Origin of the sequence: Marinobacter sp. JSM 1782161, from assembly GCF_011421605.1 — a bacterium.
Classification (GTDB): Bacteria; Pseudomonadota; Gammaproteobacteria; order Pseudomonadales; family Oleiphilaceae; genus Marinobacter_A; species Marinobacter_A bohaiensis.
This window is the reverse complement of the sequence record NZ_WSSA01000002.1, coordinates 487,091-507,397: the sequence shown is the minus strand read 5'-3', so window position 1 is coordinate 507,397 and position 20,307 is coordinate 487,091. Positions and strand designations below refer to the sequence as shown.

At 62.3% G+C, this 20,307-nt stretch carries 21 protein-coding genes; 13 read left to right on the top strand and 8 right to left on the bottom strand.

Annotation, left to right across the window (positions count from 1 at the left end):
• Positions 1–77: 77 nt before the first annotated feature.
• Positions 78–1,730, top strand: coding sequence for an electron transfer flavoprotein-ubiquinone oxidoreductase (locus tag GQB00_RS02265; protein WP_111496860.1), 1,653 nt, complete (start codon positions 78–80; stop codon positions 1,728–1,730).
• A 138-nt stretch (positions 1,731–1,868) separates the two neighbouring features.
• Here the strand turns inward: GQB00_RS02265 and GQB00_RS02260 are convergent, their stop codons facing one another.
• Both GQB00_RS02260 and GQB00_RS02255 read right to left on the bottom strand, forming a co-directional pair.
• A complete protein-coding gene (locus tag GQB00_RS02260) occupies positions 1,869–2,330 on the bottom strand; it encodes an FKBP-type peptidyl-prolyl cis-trans isomerase (protein ID WP_165855071.1) in 462 nt (153 codons plus the stop codon).
• Between the two features lie 234 nt (positions 2,331–2,564).
• A complete protein-coding gene (locus tag GQB00_RS02255; RefSeq protein WP_165855070.1) occupies positions 2,565–3,128 on the bottom strand; it encodes a DUF1285 domain-containing protein in 564 nt (187 codons plus the stop codon).
• A gap of 322 nt (positions 3,129–3,450) precedes the next feature.
• Here GQB00_RS02255 and GQB00_RS02250 point away from each other — a divergent pair, with 322 nt between their 5' ends.
• Positions 3,451–4,578 (top strand): aminotransferase class V-fold PLP-dependent enzyme, encoded by a 1,128-nt coding sequence (locus tag GQB00_RS02250; protein WP_165855069.1) that lies wholly within the window; start codon positions 3,451–3,453, stop codon positions 4,576–4,578.
• A 3-nt stretch (positions 4,579–4,581) separates the two neighbouring features.
• Here the strand turns inward: GQB00_RS02250 and GQB00_RS02245 are convergent, their stop codons facing one another.
• From GQB00_RS02245 to GQB00_RS02230, 4 genes are all read right to left on the bottom strand, one after another.
• Positions 4,582–5,037: a SixA phosphatase family protein gene (locus GQB00_RS02245; protein WP_111496314.1), complete on the bottom strand. Its 456-nt coding sequence runs from the start codon at positions 5,035–5,037 to the stop codon at positions 4,582–4,584.
• Between the two features lie 55 nt (positions 5,038–5,092).
• Positions 5,093–6,163, bottom strand: coding sequence for an NAD(P)H-dependent glycerol-3-phosphate dehydrogenase (locus GQB00_RS02240; protein ID WP_165855068.1), 1,071 nt, complete (start codon positions 6,161–6,163; stop codon positions 5,093–5,095).
• A gap of 102 nt (positions 6,164–6,265) precedes the next feature.
• Positions 6,266–6,754, bottom strand: coding sequence for an STAS domain-containing protein (locus GQB00_RS02235; protein WP_111496316.1), 489 nt, complete (start codon positions 6,752–6,754; stop codon positions 6,266–6,268).
• A 1-nt stretch (position 6,755) separates the two neighbouring features.
• Positions 6,756–7,940 (bottom strand): PP2C family protein-serine/threonine phosphatase, encoded by a 1,185-nt coding sequence (locus GQB00_RS02230; protein WP_111496317.1) that lies wholly within the window; start codon positions 7,938–7,940, stop codon positions 6,756–6,758.
• A gap of 270 nt (positions 7,941–8,210) precedes the next feature.
• Between GQB00_RS02230 and GQB00_RS02225 the strand changes: the two genes are divergently transcribed.
• A complete protein-coding gene (locus GQB00_RS02225) occupies positions 8,211–9,680 on the top strand; it encodes an HD domain-containing protein (protein ID WP_165855067.1) in 1,470 nt (489 codons plus the stop codon).
• On the opposite strand, the gene GQB00_RS02220 is transcribed toward GQB00_RS02225, so the two are convergent.
• Positions 9,677–10,690 (bottom strand): NAD(P)/FAD-dependent oxidoreductase, encoded by a 1,014-nt coding sequence (locus GQB00_RS02220; protein WP_165855066.1) that lies wholly within the window; start codon positions 10,688–10,690, stop codon positions 9,677–9,679. The two genes, GQB00_RS02225 and GQB00_RS02220, sit on opposite strands and share 4 nt — an antisense overlap.
• Positions 10,691–10,808: 118 nt before the next feature.
• On the opposite strand from GQB00_RS02220, the gene GQB00_RS02215 reads away from it, so the two are divergent.
• The 10 genes from GQB00_RS02215 (at position 10,809) to GQB00_RS02170 (ending at position 19,284) form a co-directional block, all read left to right on the top strand.
• On the top strand, positions 10,809–11,774 hold the full coding sequence (locus GQB00_RS02215) for an acyl-CoA desaturase (protein ID WP_165855065.1): 966 nt from the start codon (positions 10,809–10,811) through the stop codon (positions 11,772–11,774).
• The gene (locus GQB00_RS02210; RefSeq protein ID WP_165855064.1) at positions 11,771–12,205 is read left to right on the top strand and encodes a nuclear transport factor 2 family protein; all 435 of its coding nucleotides are present in this window, start codon (positions 11,771–11,773) and stop codon (positions 12,203–12,205) included. Before GQB00_RS02215 ends, GQB00_RS02210 begins: the two co-directional genes overlap by 4 nt.
• Positions 12,202–12,996 carry an SDR family NAD(P)-dependent oxidoreductase gene (locus tag GQB00_RS02205; RefSeq protein WP_111496323.1) on the top strand — a complete coding sequence of 265 codons (795 nt, stop codon included), beginning with the start codon at positions 12,202–12,204 and terminating at the stop codon, positions 12,994–12,996. The genes GQB00_RS02210 and GQB00_RS02205 overlap by 4 nt, the downstream gene beginning before the upstream one ends.
• Entirely contained in the window at positions 12,993–14,261 is a 1,269-nt protein-coding gene (locus GQB00_RS02200; protein WP_165855063.1) for an NAD(P)/FAD-dependent oxidoreductase, read from the top strand. Before GQB00_RS02205 ends, GQB00_RS02200 begins: the two co-directional genes overlap by 4 nt.
• Positions 14,258–15,148: a DUF1365 domain-containing protein gene (locus GQB00_RS02195; protein ID WP_228276646.1), complete on the top strand. Its 891-nt coding sequence runs from the start codon at positions 14,258–14,260 to the stop codon at positions 15,146–15,148. Before GQB00_RS02200 ends, GQB00_RS02195 begins: the two co-directional genes overlap by 4 nt.
• Positions 15,136–16,386, top strand: coding sequence for an SAM-dependent methyltransferase (locus tag GQB00_RS02190; RefSeq protein ID WP_165855062.1), 1,251 nt, complete (start codon positions 15,136–15,138; stop codon positions 16,384–16,386). The genes GQB00_RS02195 and GQB00_RS02190 overlap by 13 nt, the downstream gene beginning before the upstream one ends.
• Positions 16,387–16,390: 4 nt before the next feature.
• Complete coding sequence (locus GQB00_RS02185) at positions 16,391–16,933, top strand: DUF2878 domain-containing protein (RefSeq protein WP_228276645.1); 543 nt, start codon at positions 16,391–16,393, stop codon at positions 16,931–16,933.
• Entirely contained in the window at positions 16,930–17,700 is a 771-nt protein-coding gene (locus GQB00_RS02180) for a hypothetical protein (RefSeq protein ID WP_165855061.1), read from the top strand. The genes GQB00_RS02185 and GQB00_RS02180 overlap by 4 nt, the downstream gene beginning before the upstream one ends.
• Before the next feature lie 105 nt (positions 17,701–17,805).
• Positions 17,806–18,618 carry an exodeoxyribonuclease III gene (xthA, locus tag GQB00_RS02175; RefSeq protein WP_165855060.1) on the top strand — a complete coding sequence of 271 codons (813 nt, stop codon included), beginning with the start codon at positions 17,806–17,808 and terminating at the stop codon, positions 18,616–18,618.
• 39 nt (positions 18,619–18,657) lie between these two features.
• The gene (locus GQB00_RS02170; protein WP_111496329.1) at positions 18,658–19,284 is read left to right on the top strand and encodes a TetR/AcrR family transcriptional regulator; all 627 of its coding nucleotides are present in this window, start codon (positions 18,658–18,660) and stop codon (positions 19,282–19,284) included.
• 75 nt (positions 19,285–19,359) lie between these two features.
• Here GQB00_RS02170 and GQB00_RS02165 read toward each other — a convergent pair whose 3' ends face one another.
• On the bottom strand, positions 19,360–19,815 hold the full coding sequence (locus GQB00_RS02165; protein ID WP_165855059.1) for a phasin family protein: 456 nt from the start codon (positions 19,813–19,815) through the stop codon (positions 19,360–19,362).
• Between the last annotated feature and the right edge of the window lie 492 nt (positions 19,816–20,307).

The following is a 20,307-nucleotide window of genomic DNA, read 5'->3' as shown; positions in this document are numbered from 1 at the left end:
AACAGGATTCTTCTTCGCCGCCTCTATAGATGCGCGTCGAATCCCAAGATCCACAAAAGAAGTATGAGGAGACCAACGTGGAACGCGAATCGATGGAATTTGATGTTCTGATCGTCGGGGCGGGCCCGGCCGGGCTGTCCGCCGCCTGCCGCATCATGCAGATGGCGCAGGAATCCGGCGAAGAACTCACCGTATGCGTCGTTGAGAAGGGGTCGGAAGTCGGCGCCCATATCATGGCCGGTACCGTGTTCGAGCCGACCGCCCTCAACGAACTCTTCCCCGACTGGAAAGAGAAAGGCGCCCCGCTGAACACCCCGGTCACCCGCGACGACATCTTCGTGCTGCGCGGCCAGGATTCGGCCACCAAGGTCCCGAACGCCTTTGTGCCGCGCAACATGCACAACCACGGCAACTACATCATCAGCCTGGGCAACCTGTGCCGCTGGCTGGCCGAGCAGGCCGAGGGCCTGGGCGTGGAAGTCTACCCCGGCTTCGCCGCCGCCGAGACCATCATCGAGGACGGTCAGGTCAAGGGCATTATCACCGGTGACATGGGCGTGGCCCGTGACGGCAGCGAAAAAGACGGCTACATGCCGGGTATGGAGCTGCGCGCCAAGTACACCCTGTTCTCCGAAGGCTGCCGCGGCCACCTGGGCAAGAAGCTGATCGCCGACTTCAAGCTCGACGAAGGCAAGGACCCGCAGCACTACGGCATCGGCATCAAGGAGCTGTGGGACATCGATCCGGCCAAACACGAGCCGGGGCTGGTCGTTCACACCACCGGCTGGCCGCTGAACGAGTCCGGCTCCACCGGCGGCTCTTTCCTGTACCACCTCGAAGGCGGCCAGGTTTACGTCGGTCTGATCACGGACCTGTCCTACAGCAACCCGCACGTGAGCCCGTTCGAGGAGTTCCAGCGCCTCAAGCTGCACCCGGAAATCAAGCAGTACCTGGAAGGCGGCAAGCGCGTTTCCTACGGCGCGCGTGCCATCACCAAAGGCGGCTACAACGCCCTGCCCAAAATGAGCTTCCCGGGTGGCCTGCTGCTGGGCTGTGACGCCGGTACCCTGAACAGCTCCAAGATCAAGGGTTCCCACACCGCCATGAAGTCCGGCCTGTTGGGCGCCGAAGCGGTCTTTGAAGCACTGAAGGAAGGCAAGTCCGGTGAGGAAATTACCAGCTTCGCCGAGCGTTTCGAGAACAGCTGGCTCTACAAGGAGCTGTACGACGAGCGCAACTTCGGCCCGGCCATGCACAAGTTCGGCAACATCGTCGGTGGCGGCATCGCGTACCTGGAGCAGAACGTCCTGCGTCGCAGCCTGCCGATCACTTTCCACGACACCACACCGGACTACGCCACGCTGAAGCCGGCGGACCAGTCGAAGAAGATCGACTACCCGAAGCCGGACAACACCCTGACCTTCGACCGTCTGTCCTCGGTGTTCATCTCCAACACCAACCACGAGGAAGATCAGCCGATCCACCTGAAGCTGACCAACCCGGACACCCCGATCCAGGAGAACCTGCCCAAGTACAACGAACCGGCTCAGCGCTATTGCCCGGCCGGCGTGTACGAAGTGGTGGACGCGGACGATGGCAGCGGCAAGCGGTTCCAGATCAACGCCCAGAACTGCGTTCACTGCAAGACCTGCGACATCAAGGATCCGGCCCAGAACATCACCTGGGTGACGCCGGAAGGCGGTGGCGGTCCGAACTATCCGAACATGTAAACCCCGTTCGGTAAGCATGAAAAAGGCGACTCCCAGGAGTCGCCTTTTTCGTTTCCGACTTCATAATGCGTTGAGCGCCCATTCGGACATAAAAAAAGCGGCTCCAGGAGCCGCTTTTCGTGACCGAGCGAGTCGATCTTAGTGCGCGTGACCGTGCTCGACCTCTTCTTCGGTCGGCTCACGCGTTTCGACGACTTCCACGTCGAAGTTCAGGGTCTCACCGGCCAGCGGATGGTTGGCATCGATGGTGACGGTCTCTTCCTCAACCTTAACCACGCGAACGACCTGGGGGCCGCCCGGCGTCTGAGCCTGGAACTGCATGCCCGGCTCGATGGTGTCGACACCTTCGAATGCGGAACGCGGTACCGGCTGGACCAGCTCTTCGTTCACTTCGCCATAACCTTCGGCGGGATCAACGGAAACCTGTACCTTGTCGCCTGCGTCCTTTTCATTCAGCGCTGATTCCAGGCCGCTGATGATGTTCTGTGCACCTTCCAGATAGGTCAGCGGCTCGCGACCTTCCTCGCGGGAAGAGTCGAGCTGCTCGCCCTGTTCGTTGGTGAGCGTGTAATGGATGGTAACAACACGAGGTTGGGCCATGTGTTCTCCTTGCGTGTCGCAATGACTGTGTATGTGTAGCGGCAATCGAAAGTGGTCTTGAACAGCCGGACTGCACAGAGTGACTAACGACAACCATCCTCGTTAGAGAGCAGGGCTCGATAACAAGAGTGTAAGTCTGACAGCGTAACAAACCATGCGCTGACGTCGCTACCAGAGATGTCGGCGGAGCCCTCGCTTTTCAACCCTCTCCGGCCAATTCAGGGTAAATTTTTTTCAATCACCGCTGCCCAGCTCAAAAAATGCGCCATCACTCCACACGCCCAACATGGACGAATCGTGCTCAGCCGGCACCACACAATCGGCCAGCTCGTAGTAGGCCGGTGTCGCCAGTCGCGCTTCCACATCGTGCAGCACCGTGACCACCGGGCGCGGCTCGCCGTCGGCGTAGCTGCCAAGCTGCAGCGGGTGCTCCCCGCCAACGACCAGCGATTCGCCGGTGTTGAGGGTCAGGCTGAGCACCTGGTCACGGCCTTTCCCGCTGACCTTCAGGCTGTGGGCGATCAGTGGCGCGTCTTCAACCCGCAGGTGCCACTTCTCCACCGGCGTCACCAGGTAGTATTCGCCGTCGGCTTCGCGACGCAGGATGGTGGCAAACAGCCGCACAAGGGCTTCCCGCTTCATGGGCTCACCCCGATACAGCCAGGTACCGTCGCGCAGGATCTGGATATCGATCTCGCCGGACAGCTCCGGATGCCACTGATCGAGGGGCGGACGCCCTTCCAGAGACTCGCGGATATCCTCTAACTGCGCCTCAATGCGTTTGGTGTCGTCTGTCATCTTCTCTCCCGCTATTTTTCGGTACAGCCCTTGCCTGCCAGGGGAGCCGTGCCAAACCGCCCGGTATTGTCCGACGCAGGCGCGTCTTTGACGACCGCTCACCCGACGCATGTTCACGTCGAAACACGACATTGTCCAGTTCAGGTTGCCGATAAAGACATCCGTCCCGCTGAACAGCCGGAACAGTCAACCGCGCTTCGCCAGGCGACCGGAGAAGCGCCTCGCTGCAATCGATGGCCCCCGGTCTGTGCCCGTCGCCAGGACGGTGTGGTAGTGTCGACGGGTGACTCACCAAGCCGTCATTGAAGGAAACCACACAACCATGGATTTGCAGCAGGAATTCAATCTCGATCCCGACATTGCCTACCTGAACCACGCGGCCGTGGCGCCCTGGCCGTTGCGGGCCAGCGAGGCGGTGATGCGCTTCGCCCGGGAAAACGCCGAGCGTGGCGCCCAGCATTACCCGCAATGGATCGAGGTGGAGAACCGCCTGCGCCGACACCTCGGCAACCTGCTGAACGCGCCCTCACCGGACGATATCGCGCTGGTGAAAAACACCTCCGAAGCGCTTTCCTTCGTCGCCGGCGGCCTTGCCTGGCAGTCCGGCGATGAAATCATTATCTCCGACCAGGAATTCCCCTCAAACCGGATTGTCTGGGAAGCCCTGGCGGACCAGGGTGTTGTCGTACGAAGCGTCAGCCTGGACGGAAACGATCCCGAGGGCGACCTGGTCAATGCATTCAACGACAGAACCCGCCTGCTGGCCATCAGCTCCGTGCAGTACGGCACCGGGTTCCGGGTGGATCTGACCCGCCTCGGCGCCGCCTGCCGCAAGGCCGGTGTGCTGTTCTGCGTGGATGCCATCCAGAGCCTGGGCGCGATACCCATGGACGTGCAACGGGACTGTATCGATTTCACCATGGCCGACGGCCACAAATGGCTGCTGGGCCCGGAGGGACTGGGCGTTTTTTACGTGCGTCCCGACCTGCGCGAGCAGCTCCGCCTGACCGAATTCGGCTGGCACATGGTCGAGAAACGCAGTGACTTCAAGCAGACAGACTGGACGCCGTCAGGCACCGCCACGCGCTTCGAGTGCGGCAGCCCCAACATGCTCGCCGCCCATGCGCTGGAAGCCAGTGTTGGCCTGCTTCTGGAGTACGGACTGGAAAACGTGCAACGGACGATTGAGGCTAAAGTCGACAGCCTCGCGGGACGCCTGCAGGGGATCGATGGCGTGGAAATCCTGTCGGACCTGTCACCGGAACGCCGCTCGGGCATTCTGACGTTTCGGATTCAGGGCCAGGATTCGGAATCCCTCTACCAGCGGCTGATGGCCGACCGCGTGGTCTGCGCCAGCCGTGGCGGCGGTGTTCGCTGGTCGCCCCACTGCCACACCAGCGACGCGTCGCTGGCACTTGCGGTGGAACGACTCGAGAACCTGCTGCGCTGAGATCTAACCGAGAAACTGGGCCCGCAGGTCGCCGCACCCGGGCCCGACGATGGGCATGTCCAGCACCACCGCCTGACTGGTCATGAACGGGATACCGCGCCGGTGGCCGTCCACCAGCAGCGTGGATAGCGCGCCCACCAGCGGCATATGCGAGACGATCATCAGGGTTTCCGGCAAATCGTCTTCGATAAGCAGCGCATCCAGGCATTGGCCGGGATCGTCATCGGGCGTCAGGAACGGTCGCTCGATCACCGGAACGTTGATGACGCCACTGACGATGGCAGCCGTCTGCTGGGCACGGACCAGCGGGCTGCACCAGATCAGCTGCGGCCGCCAGCTGGACGAGGCAATCTGATTGGCGACCGTCCCGGTGGCGAAGCGTCCCGCCTCGGTCAGTTCCCGCTCCTGGTCCAGACTATGCCAGCCCGCCTCGCCGTGACGCATGATGATCAGATTCACGTGCCGCTTCTCCGATAGTGCAGGTTCTTCCACGCTTTGCGCGCGCCAAGCGCGCTCAGGACGATGCCGTACGTGGCAGTATGAACTCGACGTCGGAGTTCTGCACCGCCGTCATCAATCCCCGGATCACATCGTGAATCGTGGCATCGCTGTACAGGATTTTGTAGAGCCCGCCCACTAACGGCATGGGCACGCCCATGTCCTCGGCCTTCTCCCTGACCAGCTGCAGCGTGCGGATGCCCTCAGCCACCTGCCCCAGTTCAGCCACGGCGTCATCCAGTTCCTGACCCTGGCCGACGGCGTAACCAATGCGGAAGTTGCGGCTTTTCGACGAGGTGCAGGTCACGATCAGATCGCCAACCCCGGCCAGGCCCATAAACGTCATGGGGTTACCGCCCAGGCTGACGGCAAACCGACTCATTTCGGCCAGGCTGCGGGTGATCAGCATGGCGCGGGCGTTCTCGCCCAGCTCAAGGGCCGACGCCATGCCGGCGATAATGGCGTAGATGTTCTTGAGGGCGCCTGCCAGCTCGACGCCGTAAACGTCGACGTTGGCGTAGACCCGGAAATACTTGCAGCCCAGCAGCTCCTGCACCCGGTTGCGAACGTCCGGGTCCTTGGCCGCAATCACCGTGGCAGTCAGGTCCCGCTCGGCGATTTCCTGGGCCAGATTGGGACCACTGAGCACGCCGATGCGGGTACGCGGGATTTCTTCCTGCAGGATTTCGCTCATCAGGCGAAAACCCTCTCGCTCGATCCCCTTGGTCAGGCTGACGACAACCTGCCCGTCTTCGAAGTCCGCCGCATGTTCGCGGATGACCGTGCGAAACGCCTTGCTGGGGATGGCCAGAAAAACGGCCTCGGCGCCGTGAATAGCGGCTCTGAGATCGGTAGTAGGATGGATATCGCCCTCGAGCTTGAAGCCGGGCATGTAACGGGTGTTCTCACGCTGGCTGCGGATCTGTTCCGCCTGTTCGGCGTCACGCATCCAGAAACGGACATGGTGGCCGTTTTCGGCCAGCACCTTGGTCATGGCCGTCCCGAAGCTGCCGCCGCCCAGAACGGCGACCTGGCGTCCGGATTCGGAGGACGCGCGGGCGGATGACTCGTTATTTTTTTCAGACATGGGGTTTCCGTGGTGGTGTCCTGGTCCGGCGCGGGCCACTCGGGCCCGGCTTGCCACGGACAGAACCGCCCGACAGGAACGTCTTGAGCGGTCGGTCCGGGGTCAGTGCTCCTCGCACTCGAGGGCCCGCACCAGATTCTTGAATTCTTCCCGGTTGCGGCTGTTCATGCCCATCAGCACACGGTGGGCATCAAGCACTTTATCGCGAACCTGCTGTTCGCTGGCCCGCAGCACCGGAATCTCTTCCAGTTCCTCGATGCGCGAGGCAGGCTCACGCACGATGATAAAGATCTTGTCGAAACCCATCGAGGTGATGATGCGGGTCACATCGGGATTGGTGGAAATCAGGGTCGGCAGGAAATGGCTGCGTTTTTCCGCAGCTATAGCAATCTTGGCAAGCAGGCCCAAGGTGGTGCTGTCGATGATATCGGTTTCTGTCAGATCGATCACCACCGTACGGAATTCCGGATTATTGGTGATCGAATCGACCAGGTTGTCCAGCGTCGAACACAGGTTCAGCCGGATTTCGCCGATAAACTTGAGGAGGTAGATCCCCTGCTGTTCGGCTTGCAGTATCTTGTAACTAGACATGTCAGTTCGCCACTACGTCCGTCACTGTCACGATCGCAATATCGTCCGGCAATTCGGTGATGTCATCGAGGTTAAGGGCATCGCTCAGCGATGCGATAGTGTGACGACCTCCGGAGACGACTTCAAGTAGTCTCATCTCCTTTTCATGGAGGTTTTTCGCCTTGATAACCTCAAGGATGCCATCGGAAAACAGCAATAACCGGAAGCCTTCGTTCAGCGGCGTTTCGTAAATCTCCCACTTGGGATCCTCGAATAGGCCCACCGGAAGCCCGGTTCCTTCCAGGAAATGCGTACCGCCCGGCCCATTATCAAGGATGGGCATCGGAAAATGCGCACCCACTGCGTAAGTCAGGCTCCGCTCCCGGTGGGAGATAATGCCGGCGAACACCGTCAGGTGCTTGCCGAGCCCGGTGTCCAGCAACTCCGAGTTGATGCGTTCCAGAAACCGGTCCGGATACAGAATGTCGTCACTGGACCCTCTCTTGACGTTACGTTGCAGGCGGTTGGTCAGATTCTTCAGCAACACGGTGACGAACGCGGAGCTGGCGCCATGGCCGGATACATCGGCGATATAAACCAGGGTGCGATTCTCATCCAGCGGAAAGTAATCGAGAAAGTCGCCGCTGAGGTACAGCGAGGGTTTGATCATGTGGTCGATCGACAGCTCGGTGGACTCGAAATGCCGGTCCGGCAACATCTTGAGCTGCACCTTGCGGCCGGCCCGCTGGTCGGCGCGCAGTTCCGAGATCCCCGAACGCAAGTCCCGGTTGGCGCTTTCCAACTCTTCCCGATAGACCTGATTAAGCCGCGACACCCGCACCCGGTCGAACAGTTTGGACAGCACGTCGTCCAGCGACACCTTGTCGGTAAAGGGCTTGATCACGAAATCGGCGGCGCCGGCACGCAGCGCGGAAACCACTTCCTCGGCCGAAGTGGCCGCATGACAGGCGATGACCGGAATAAAGGTTTCCTCGTCATCGAGCCGGCTGTTCAGGCGGGCAATGACGCCGGCCGGCACGTCGGCAAAAATGGCGTCGGGCAGCGCCTCGTCGATGGCCCTGGAAGCATTCTCGAGATTGTCGTGGATGCTGACGTAAAAGCCGCGGGACTCCAGGAAACGGTCCAGTTCCTTCGCGGCCTCGGGATCCGGATCAATAATCAGAATGCGCTCGGTGCGCGATCCCATTTAGACTTCCTCCGAGAACATTCGCTGCATAGACAGAATGACGGCGCGGAAACCAGCCGAAGCGCCGGACGGGAGGCCACCGAACAGACGCACGGCGGGCATAACGCAAGGCGTACCGGAACGGCGGGCGAACTCACAGACACTGCAGAACACCACGACTTGCCACAGATTCGACGCTTTCAGGGGGTCACCAGCCATTTCAGGGCCTCTTTATATCCGCTATTCTGGCACGGCGGCCACATATAACAAGCCTGAGGAGACCTTCAACGGATGCGACGCGCAATAGATGATCTGCTCGGAGCCTACGACAAGCTCATCATGGACCCGGTCCACGGCGGGATTCCCCTGTACCGCCACGAGATCCAGGTAATCGATCATCCCCTCTTCCAGCGCCTGCGCAACATCTGCCAGAACGACATCCTGAGCCTGGTTTTCCCCGGCGCCACGCATTCCCGTTTCCTGCACAGCATCGGCGTGATGCACGTGGGCAGCCGTATGTTCCGCGCCATGATCAATGCCTACCTGCGCGAACGCCAGCTGAGCAGCCAGGTGGAGCTGACCCTGACCCAGCTCGACGCCCTGGATTACCTGGCCAAGACCATCCGGCTGGCGTGCCTGCTGCATGACAGCGGCCACTCCAGCTTCTCCCACCAGTTCACCCAGGCGCGTCGCATCAAGGACCTCATGGCCCGCCCCGACCGGTTCCAGAACCTGTGGCACGGCGTTGACACCAGCACACTGTACGACGCCGTTCCCGACGAACTGGAGCACGAACACTACTCCGTCCGGGTCGCCTGGGATGTGCTGGAGAGCGTGGATCTGGCTGAGGCCGGGCTGCACCGGGAAGACGTCCTGGGCATCATGGAAACCACCAATGTGCAGCCGTCGGACACTTTCTGCCGTCACGCCGAGACGTTCTGGTCGTTCATTGCCGGGGCCGACGCCAACGCCGGCGCCCTGGAATCCGCCTCGACGCCGCGACTGGTGATGGATCTGCTGTCGTCGATCGTATCCGGGGAGATCGATGCGGACCGCGCCGACTACATGCTGCGTGACGGTTTCCATTCGTCGGTCACCATCGGTGGCTTCAACCTGGACCACCTGTTGAGCAACCTGCGCTTCGGCTGGACGGTGGATGAGCCCTGGCTCGGGCTGGCCATCACACAGAAAGGCCTGGGGGCGCTGGAGGATTTCGTCTACAGCCGCTACCAGATGTACCGCAAGGTCTACGCCCACAAGACGGCGCTGGGCTTCGACTGGCTGCTGCGGGAAGCCATCAACGAAGTGCTGGAGGATCCGGACACGTTCGACTGGGTCGACCTGTGCCTGAGCCGGATGGACTATTTTGCCGAGCTGACCGACAACTTCTTCTGGGAGGCATTCCGGCGCAAGGCGCGCCAGCAGCCGCACAGCTATTCCAAATGCATCGTCGACCGCGTCAAGCTTGAGCATCTGGATACCCGCGAAAACCTGGAGAACGACCGGCTGAACGATCACTGCGCCGAACTGGCCGCGATGCTCGAAACCGATCCCGCCGAAGTGGTGACCTGCACCATGCGCGCCCGCTTCTCCAACATCCAGGACAATTTCAACGGCATCAAGGTGCTGATGCGCGAGCCGGTGAGCCGCAAGCGTCACCTCAAGCGCATCACCGACGTGAGCGCGTTTTTCTCCAAGTTCGGCGACGGCACCATCACCCATTTCTACCGCCGCCCGGCGCTGCTGCGCGACGACGCCTAGCGCATCGCCCGTACCAGGGCTTCGGCGCTCTCGAAGGCGCCTTCGACGCGACCGCCCTGCAACCAGTCGCCGCACAGCCCGAGGCGCTGGGCATCATCCCAGACGTAGCCGGGCGGTCTGGAACCGGCGACGGTGCGGGCATACAGCCAGCGATGAGTCAGTGTCTGAACCGGGGCAGTCGCGACGCCGGCCACCTCTGCAAACGCCGCCAACAGGCGCTCGGTCACCCATTGCGGGTCCGCGTCCTGGTGGCGTTCCGACCAGTCGCTGCGGGCGTGCAACACCCACCACACGTCGTCCCCGGCGCGTCCGGGTTTGCTGCTGTTGTTGGCGGCCCAGTCCAGTACCGGGTGACGCACGCCGAGACCGTCCGCATCGGTACAGGGGTTATCGGCAAAACAGGCGGCCACCGCCCAGCAGGCCGCCAGCGGGTGATCGTCGAACAGCCCCGGCGCGCCGTCCAGGTCCAGCCCGGAATCCGACAGCAAGGTGCGCGTCTGCGCCGGTGGCGCCGTGACCAGCACGGCGTCGAACGGGCCATGCCGGCCGCCGGCGGTGTCTTCCAACAGCCATTGCCCGGCATCGCGGGTCAATCCGGCCACGCGGGTTTCCGCCCGCACGTCGAGATGCTGCGACAGCCGGCGCGAGATCGCGGTCATTCGCGGCACGCCCACGTAGCGCTCGGTTGCGTGGAAATTCGCCCATTGCCCCTGATCATCCTGGTGGCGCAGGCGCCCTCTCCACTCGGCGTAGCTGTCCGGTCCGGCAAAATCGTCCAGAAACTGGCGGAAAACAGGATTGCGCACCGTGAAGTACTGGGCGCCAATGTCCACCGCGCCGTCCCCGGTGCGTTTGGCGGCGAGGCGGCCGCCCGGGCCACGGCTCTTCTCGAACAGGGTGACCGCCTTGCCGGCCTGCTGCAGAAAAATTCCGGCGCTCAGGCCACTCAGACCTGAACCGACGATGGCAATCGACCGTATGGATTCTTTGACTGACTGGTGCTTTTTCATTTCAGGGCAGGTGCATCCAAATGTTTGGTTTTAAACGTATAGTGTGCGTCGGTGGGCCAATCAACCCGCCGGGCTCCGGACAACAGCGTCCATCGCCGTACTGGAAAGGCAGTAGATTATGACCCGAGTTCAGCATTGGCTATACAGCATTCAGAGGTGGTTCGATTCCGAGGCCCATTCGGATCAGCTGGACCGCCAGTCCCGCTCCTTCAACCTGGTCCGGGTGCTGCCTTTCGTGGCGCTGCACCTGGCGTGCCTGCTGGCCTTTTTCACCGGCGTCAGCGGATTCGCGCTGGCTTTTGCGGTGGGCTTTTTCCTGGTCCGCATGTTCGCCATCACCGGTTTCTATCATCGCTACTTCTCTCACAAGACATTCAAAACCAGCCGTGGCTGGCAGCTGATATTCGCCATCATGGGTGCCAGCGCCGCACAGCGGGGCCCGCTGTGGTGGGCCGCACACCACCGCCACCACCACCAGCATTCCGACGAGCCTGAGGATCTGCATTCGCCGCAACACGGCGGCTTCTGGTGGTCCCACATCGGCTGGTTCACCTGCGATGCCGGCTTCGCCATGAACGAGAAGCGCGTCGGTGACTGGCTCAAGTTCCCGGAACTGCGCTTTATCAACCGCTTCGACGCGCTGGTGCCCGCCTGCTGTCTGGCCCTGATCTACCTGCTGGGCGAAGCGCTTGCCCTCTGGGCACCAGGGCTCGGAACCAACGGTCCGCAGCTAGTCGTGTGGGGCTTCTTTATCTCCACGGTCATGCTGTTCCATGCCACCGTGTCGATCAATTCTCTGGCCCATGTCTGGGGCAGTCGCCGCTTCGAAACCGAGGACGACAGCCGCAATAACTTCTGGCTGGCGCTGATCACCCTGGGCGAGGGCTGGCACAACAATCACCATCGCTGGCCACGCTCCGCGCGTCAGGGCTTCCGCTGGTACGAGATTGACGTGACCTACTATGTCCTCTGGCTGATGGAAAAAGCGGGCATCATCCACGATCTCAACCGTCTGCCCGAAGAAGTGCACCAGGAAGCCATCGACATTGACAAGGCCCGACGCCAAGAAAGGGAGGCCGTATGAACACGCCCCGGGACAACTGCCTTGAGCGCTTCCAGCGCCTTTTCAACCAGATGTCGGCCCATCAGCTCGGCGAGCTGGAGGCAGTCTACGACCGTGATGTGGCGTTCACCGACCCATTCGTCACGCTGTATGGCCTGGACGCACTGGGCGACTATTTCACCGGCGCCTACGCCAACGTCATTGAGTGTCGCTTCGAGTTCGACGGGGCCGTCGATACCGGCGACCAGGTCGCCCTGCCCTGGATCATGACCCTGCGCCACAAACGGATTCGCCGCGGCGAGCCGGTACAGGTCCAGGGCATCAGCCATTTGAAACTGGGCGGTGACCGTATCCTCTATCACCGGGACTACTTTGACGCCGGCCAACTGCTCTACGAGAACCTGCCGCTGCTCGGTTCGGCGGTACGCTGGATCCGGAAGTACGCCGCATGAACCACGTGAGACTGCAACACCCCACGTCGATCTGGCTGACCGGCGCCTCGTCGGGCATTGGCGAGCACCTGGCGTTGCAGCTGCTGCACGACAGCCATCACCTCATCATCACCGGACGCCGACGGGAGCCGCTCGACGCCATGGCGGAAGGCTTTCCCGGCCAGGTCACGGTTGCGCCTGCGGACACCACTGACCGCGACGCCCTGTCGGCGCTGGGCGACGTCTTTACCCAACAGGCGCCGCTGCAGATGGCCATCCTCAACGCCGGCACCTGCGAGTACCTGGACGTTCAGGCCTTCGACGCGAGCGTGGTCGAGCACAACGTGGCGATTAACTTCAGCGGCACAGTCCGCAGCGTCGAAGCGGTACTGCCGGCGCTCCGCGCGGCCCGACGCCAGGGACTGCCCGCCCGGATCGTGATTGTCAGTTCTTCGGCCTGGTGGTTCCCCTTCGGCCGCGCGGAAGGTTATGGCGCGTCCAAAGCCGCGCTGACCTACTTTGCCCACTCACTGCGAGCCGACCTGGCTCATGAAGGGATTGAGGTGACCGTGGTCTCTCCCGGCTTCGTTCGCACGCCGTTGACCGACCGCAACGACTTCCCGATGCCCGGCCTGATCGAAGCCGACGAAGCCGCATCCCGAATCATGCACGGCCTGCGCAAAGGCCATCGGGAGATCCATTTCCCGAAACGTTTCACCCTCACCCTCAAGCTACTGGGCGCCCTCCCGCAGCGCTGGATCGATGCGCTGGCCGCCCGTATGGCAAGACCGAACAAGGAAGACACTCCATGACGCAGCGCCAGCGTGTAGCGGTTATCGGCGGCGGCGTGTCCGGGCTCACCAGCGCCTGGCTCCTGGCCGATCATCACGATGTGACGCTCTTTGAAGCCGCCGACTACGCCGGGGGCCACACCCATACCCGACCGGTCGAACTGGGCGGACGCACCTGGCCGGTCAACACCGGTTTCATCGTGTTCAACGACTGGACCTACCCCAACTTCATCAAGCTGATGGAACGGTTGGGCGTCGCCCACGAGGAAAGCTCGATGAGCTTTAGCGTCGACTGTGACCGGAGCGGCCTGGAATACAACGGCACCAGCCTCGACACCCTGTTCGCCCAGCGCTGGAACCTGCTCAATCCGCGATTCCTGCGGATGATCCTGGAGATCCTGCGTTTCAACAAGCAGACCCGCTCGGATCTGGCCAAAGGACGCATCGGCGACGACGAAACCCTGGGCAGCTATCTCAACCGCCACCGTTTCTCGCGCTACTTCCGCGACTACTACATTGTGCCCATGGGCGCGGCCATCTGGTCGGCGCCGGAGATCACGCTGGAGCAGTTCCCGCTGCGCTTTTTCCTCCAGTTCTTCGAGAACCACGGCATGCTGTCGGTGGACGACCGCCCCACTTGGCGCGTCCTCAGCGGCGGCTCCGCCAGCTACGTCACGCGCATGATGGACAAACTGGGCCCGCTGACCCGGCTCAATTCACCGGTCAGCTCGGTCAAGCGCCATTCGGACCGGGTGGAGATTACCGTCAACGGTAAGGTGGAGACCTTCGACCAGGTAATCCTGGCCTGCCACAGTGACCAGGCCCTCACCATGCTGGACGACGCCAGCGACACGGAAGCGGAGATCCTGGGTGCCATCGAGTACCAGGACAACGATGTGGTGCTGCACACCGACGCCTCATTGCTGCCCACCGCCCGCAAAGCCTGGGCCGCCTGGAACTACTTCATCCCGCAGCACGCCACCGAACCGGTGTCGGTCACCTACAACATGAACATCCTGCAGAACTTCCACGACGCTCCGGAAACCTTCTGTGTCACGCTGAACCGGACCGATGACATCGATCCGGAGCGCATCATCGAGCGATTCCGCTACGCCCATCCGGTGTTCACCCTGGACGCCGTGGCCGGGCAGCAACGTTACGAGGAGATCGGCGGGGCCAACCGAACCCACTTCTGCGGCGCTTACTGGTTCAACGGCTTCCACGAGGACGGGGTGCGCAGCGCGGTGCGGGTTGCCAACGCGTTTGGCGTGGAGTTGGCGGCATGACCGACCGGGCGCTGCGCAGTCACTGGCTCGAAGGGTCCATACGCCACCGGCGCATGACGCCGGTGCGCCACGCGTTCCGCTACGACACCGGCATGCTCGCCCTGGACCTGGACGACTGGCCGCGCATCGACGACTGCAGCCGCCTGCTCTCCCGGGAGCGCTTCAACTGGCTGTCCCTGAAGCGCAGCGACTACTTCGCCCCCGAGCGCGGCGACCTCAAGCAGGCCATCGCCGACCAGGTGGAGCAGGCCACCGGCTGGCGTCCGACCGGCCGAATCGAGCTGATCACCCATCCGCGCTACCTGGGTTACGTGTTCAACCCGGTCAGTTTCTATTGCTGTTACGACGACACCGACGATCCAACCGCCGGCGCGCTGCCGCGGGTCGTGGCCGCCCAGATCACCAACACGCCCTGGCACGAACGCCACCTGTACTGCCTCACCGGCGCGCCCGTTACCACCACAGACGCCGGTTGGCGCAGCCAGCGCTACATCTTCAGCAAACGCTTCCACGTCTCTCCGTTCAACCCGATGGATCAGGAGTACCGCTGGCTGTTCAGCGCCTGCGACGATCAGTTGCGCATCCACATGAACGTCCTCCGGGAAGGCCAGAAGGTTTTCGACGCCACCCTGGCGGTCCAACGCACCCCCCTGACACGTATATCCATCAGACGACACGTGCGGCGATTTCCCCTGGAATCGATCAAGGTGGCAAGCGGCATCTACTGGCACGCGCTGAAGCTTAAAATCAAAGGCGCCGTGTTCCATACGCATCCGGACAAGCTCGCCCCCAACGACCCGGCCCACCGGCTGGGACACGACGATCAGGGCGAGCGCGTCGATCCCGCAGTACCCGGAACAGGAAAGGTAAGCTCATGGAGAACCTGAACACCCAACAGCAGACGTCCAACCGATCGCTCACGTCGGGCCTGGCGCGACGCCTGGTTACCGGCCAGTTCGAGCAGCTCAAGGCGGGGACGCTGCGGGTCAGCGAAGCCGGACAACCGGACGCGGTCTTCGGCGACGGCGACAGCCAGTATCCGGAGGCGGAAATCCGCATCCACGACGCGTCCACCTGGCGCGATCTGCTCACCGGCGGCAGCATCGGCGCGGCGGAATCCTACGTGGCCGGGGACTGGACCTCCCCCGACCTGACCGCCCTGCTGCGCTTCTTCACGCGTAACATCGACCGGATGAACGCCTTTGAGGACCGGTTCAGCTGGATCAGCAAGCCAGCCCTCAAGGGCCTGCACTGGCTCAACCGCAACAGCCGCACCGGCTCGCGCAAGAACATCGAGGCCCACTACGACCTGGGCAACGCCCTGTTCGAAACCTTCCTCGATCCGACGCTGATGTATTCGTCGGCGATCTACCCGGACGAGGCTGCCACGCTGGATGAAGCCGCGGTGTTCAAGCTGGACCGGATCTGCCGCAAGCTCGACCTGAAGCCGGGCGACCGGGTGCTGGAGATCGGCACCGGCTGGGGCGGTTTTGCCATCCACGCGGCGACGCACTACGGCTGCCATGTGACGACCACGACCATCTCCCACGAACAGCACGAGCTGGCCCGCGGGCGCATCGAAGCAAAGGGTCTTTCCGACCGGATCACACTCCTGTTCGACGACTATCGCGACCTGACCGGCCAGTACGACAAGCTGGTGTCCATCGAGATGATCGAGGCGGTGGGGCCGCAGTTCCTGGACAGCTACTTTGCCCAGATCAGCGACCGGCTCAAGCCCGGCGGCGAGGCCCTGATCCAGGCCATCAACATGCCCGAGCAACGCTACGAGCGGGCGCTGCGTAACGTGGACTTTATTCAGCGCTACATCTTCCCGGGCAGTTTCATCCCCTCGTTCGGTGCCATGCTGGGCTCCGTCCGCAACGGCACTGAGCTGGTCCTGACGCAGGTGGAGGACTTTGGTCTGCATTACGCCCGCACCCTGCACGATTGGCGGGAGCGCTTCATGGACGCCCGCCGTCAGATTCGCGAACTGGGTTACGACGACCGCTTCATTCGCCTGTGGGACTTCTACTTCAGCTACTGTGAAGCGGGTTTCTCGGAGCGGGCCATTGGCGTCGCGCACGTCCAGTTCACCAAACCGGGCAGCTCACGGGCCCCACATTAATCGCATGACTCATCACACCGCCATGATCCGCCACGACTTGCTGCGCAACGTCACCAACTTCGCCCTGTTCCAGGTCGGCTGGTTCGCCTGCGTGCTGTTCCCGGGTGTCGGCGCGGCGTTGCTGGCGCTGGTCATCGTCGGCGCCCACCTGGCTTTCGTCAGTCAGTCGCGGATCGCGGAGGCGCGGTTTATCCTGCTGGGCACCGCGGTCGGCTCGTTGCTGGATGGGCTCTGGTTTCGCCTGGGCGTCCTGGCCGAGCCGGGCACATTGCCCCTGTGGACGCCGATCTGGCTGGTCGGCCTGTGGGCCGTGTTCATGACCACCCTGGCCCACTCCCTGGCGTGGATCGGCGAACGACGCTGGCTGCCCTACGTGCTCGCGCCCCTGGCCGGGCCCTTCGCCTACTGGAGCGCCACCCGGCTGGGCGATGTGCGCTTCCCGGAAACCCTGCCCAGCCTGATTGCGCTGGCGATCGGCTGGCTCATCGTGTTCCCGGCGCTGCTGGCGATCAAACAGCGTTTTTTCAGGGAGATCACTCCGGCATGAAAACAAACAGATTCTGGCTGACGGCCGTCGGATTCGTCGCGACCTCCGGCGTGTCCGCTGCAACGTTCACCTTCACCGGTACGGCACAAGCCCCGGACCAAAGCGCGCTGTACGAAGAACGCCACACCGTGGAGGGCACCTGCGAGGCGGGCCAGTTCCGGCCCCGCGACCACCAGGTCGATTACATCGCCCTCAATGAAAGCCTGGGACCGCGCAACGAGGTCTTCGCGCGCAAGGATCTGGAATACGCCTCGGACCCGCTGCGGCCAACCGTCGACTTCACCCAAAGCCAGTTCCAGGAACGCATGCGGATCCGCAACGTCGATGACCGCGTGGCCCGGATCGACTGGCAGGAACCGTCCGGCGACCGCGTCAACGAGGAGGTCCCGCTGTCGGATAATGCGGTCATCGACGCCGGGTTCGTACACCTGATTCAGAAGCACTGGGCCGCCCTGAATCAGGGGCGCTCCGTCGACTTCGAGTTCCTGGCACCGACCCGGGGCGAGAGCTACCGGTTTGTCGCCGAACCCACCGAAAGCGACACCCTGGACGCTCACCTTGTCGTGTCGATGCGCCCCAGCCAGATGTTCCTGCGTTGGCTCGTCGACCCCATCCTGCTGGGCTTCGACAGCGAGGGCCGGATCGTCCGCTACCAGGGCCTGGGTAATATCCGCAAGAATCTGGACGAGAACTACACCATCGACCTGCGTTATCGATACGGCGAGTCGCCCTGCCCGCTGGTCACCGGCAGCGCCACCGGCGATTGATCGCAGGGAGTGACCGCAACGGTCACGGGGGCCCTTTGAGTCATCACCGGCTATGGTAGACTCGGCGACAATCGATTGTTTATCAACGCAGGAAGCCCATCGTCCATGATCGTCGTTTCGTTCAACGTCAACAGTATCCGCACGCGACTCCATCAACTTCAGGCCGTCATCGACACCTACAACCCGGATTTTATCGGCCTGCAGGAAACCAAGGTCACCGACGAGGAGTTTCCGGCCGACGACATTCGCGCCATGGGCTATGACGTGCAGTTCTTCGGACAGAAGACTCACTACGGCGTGGCGTTGATGTCCCGCCATACGCCTGAGAGCGTGCAGAAGGGCTATCCCTGGGACGAGGACGACGCCCAGCGGCGCTTTATTGCGGGTCGCTACGTTGTCGACGGCCAGGCAATCACCGTGATCAACGGCTATTTCCCCCAGGGCGAGAGCCGCGAGCACCCCACCAAGTTCCCCGCCAAGAAAAAGTTCTACGCCGACCTCAACCGTTACCTGGACGAAAAAACGTCGTCCGACGAGCCCCTCATCGTCATGGGTGACATGAACATCTCACCGCGGGACCTGGACATCGGCATCGGCGCCGACAACGCCAAGCGCTGGCTGCGCACCGGCAAGTGCAGCTTCCTGCCGGAAGAGCGGGAGTGGATGGCGACGCTGGAAGGCCGGGGCCTGACCGATGTCTTCCGCCACCTGCATCCGGAAGAAGCGGACACCTTCAGCTGGTTCGATTACCGCAGCAAGGGCTTCGAGCGAGACCCGCGCCGGGGCCTGCGCATCGACCTGATCATGGCCAACAACGCCCTGCTGCCCAAGGTCAGGCGGTCCGGCGTTTCCTACGACATACGCGGCATGGAGCGCCCGTCGGATCACTGCCCCATCTGGGCCGAATTCGACATCTGATCGGCGCCACGGCGCCGTGACCTCGGGGAAGGGATTGCCATGAAGGTAAAAACCCGTGACCGGATACTGGACACCAGCCTCACGCTGTTCAACGTGGTGGGCGAACCCAACGTCACGACCCTGCTGATATCCGACGAACTGGACATCAGCCCTGGCAATCTCTATTACCACTTCAAGAGCAAGGGCGACATTGTCGGCGAGCTGTTCGGGCACTACGAAGAGGCCATGCTGGACCTGCTCGACGTGCCCGGCGACGTGGTCGTCTCCCTGGAACAGCTGGCCATCTTCCTGCACCTGACCTTCGAGGCCATCGCCCGTTACCGGTTTCTCTACCAGGACCTGGTGAACGTGTTGTCACGATACGACAGCCTGCAGAAACGCTTTCGCCGGATCCTGCAGGGCAAGCGTCAGGCGTTTCGCACACTGTGCAACAGCCTGCGGCAGCAAGAGCTCATGGGAATTTCAGATGCGGAACTGGAGGGACTGTGCGAGCAACTGACGCTGACCCTGAGTTACTGGGTCAGCTATGAACTGCTGTCGCACCTGGATGACAAGGACAGCGTGGATCTGGGCCGCGGCGTGTTTCAGGTGATCAACCTGATCGCACCGTACCTGGCGGAAGAGGCGCGTCTGGAGGCGATCCTGATGGCGGAGGACTATCTGTGACGAACTTGTCTGTGACGAACTATCTATGACGACCTATCTATAGCGCCCTCTGACGCCGTTCAGGGCTGGCGAGCTTTACTCTTCCTCGTCGTCCCGCCGCTGACCGGTTTCCTCACGCACCGCCTTTAGCTCGGCCTCCAAAGCGGAAATACGCGCCTCCAGGGCCTCGATCTCATCGCGCCGGTGGATACCCAGCCGCCGCAAGGCGCCGGAAACCCGCTCGTCGAACAGGCCTTCCAGGCGATCCCAGGTGCCGGTGGCCCGTTCCTTGACGTCTTCCACGCGCCCTTCGACGTTGCGGACCTGCCGACCGACCACGCCGCGGGTCTTGCGATCCAGTTCCTCGCCTTCGTGCACCAGGCGATCGAAGAACTTGCCGGCGTCCTCTTCCGCCTTGGTGTAGGCGCCCAGGCCCGCCAGCCAGATCTGGCGCGCGGAATCCTTGATCCGGCCCGCCAGTTGGTCGTCGCGCTCCTGTTTCCTGTCCGGATGGGTATCCAGCTTCTTGTCTTCGTCTTTGTCACTGCTCATCGTGCGATGCTCCAAACTCGGGACCTGACATGATACGCCGTCGATACTGAATCTTCTTTGCAGATCATTGTATTACATTCATCCATCGGATTCAGGGGGCGAAGGCCCGCGGGCCGCCCTTCCGACCGCCCACCACAACCCCTTTCCGACGTGTTATTAGCTTCGTATGCAATTCCCCGGAAACCCGCGCCACGCTTGTGGTTGCGGGTCGCTATAAGAGTTCTTTCGTTAGAATAAAATCGTTTCAACTGGAGCGGCCAAAAACTTGAGATGTGCAAATTATGAACAATACTAACTGTACCGGTATCCCTGCTGATGCCGGTTTGTCTGGAAGTCTTTCATGGATACTACTCGCACGCCTCTGCCCGGCCTCCCGTGCCGGGCTTTTTTTCGCGCCGGATTCCACCACCCCGTCCTGATGATGCTGACGCCCGCAGACATTCCAGGGTCATGGCTTGGCGGCTTGAATTTATTGGCTTACATTATACTTAA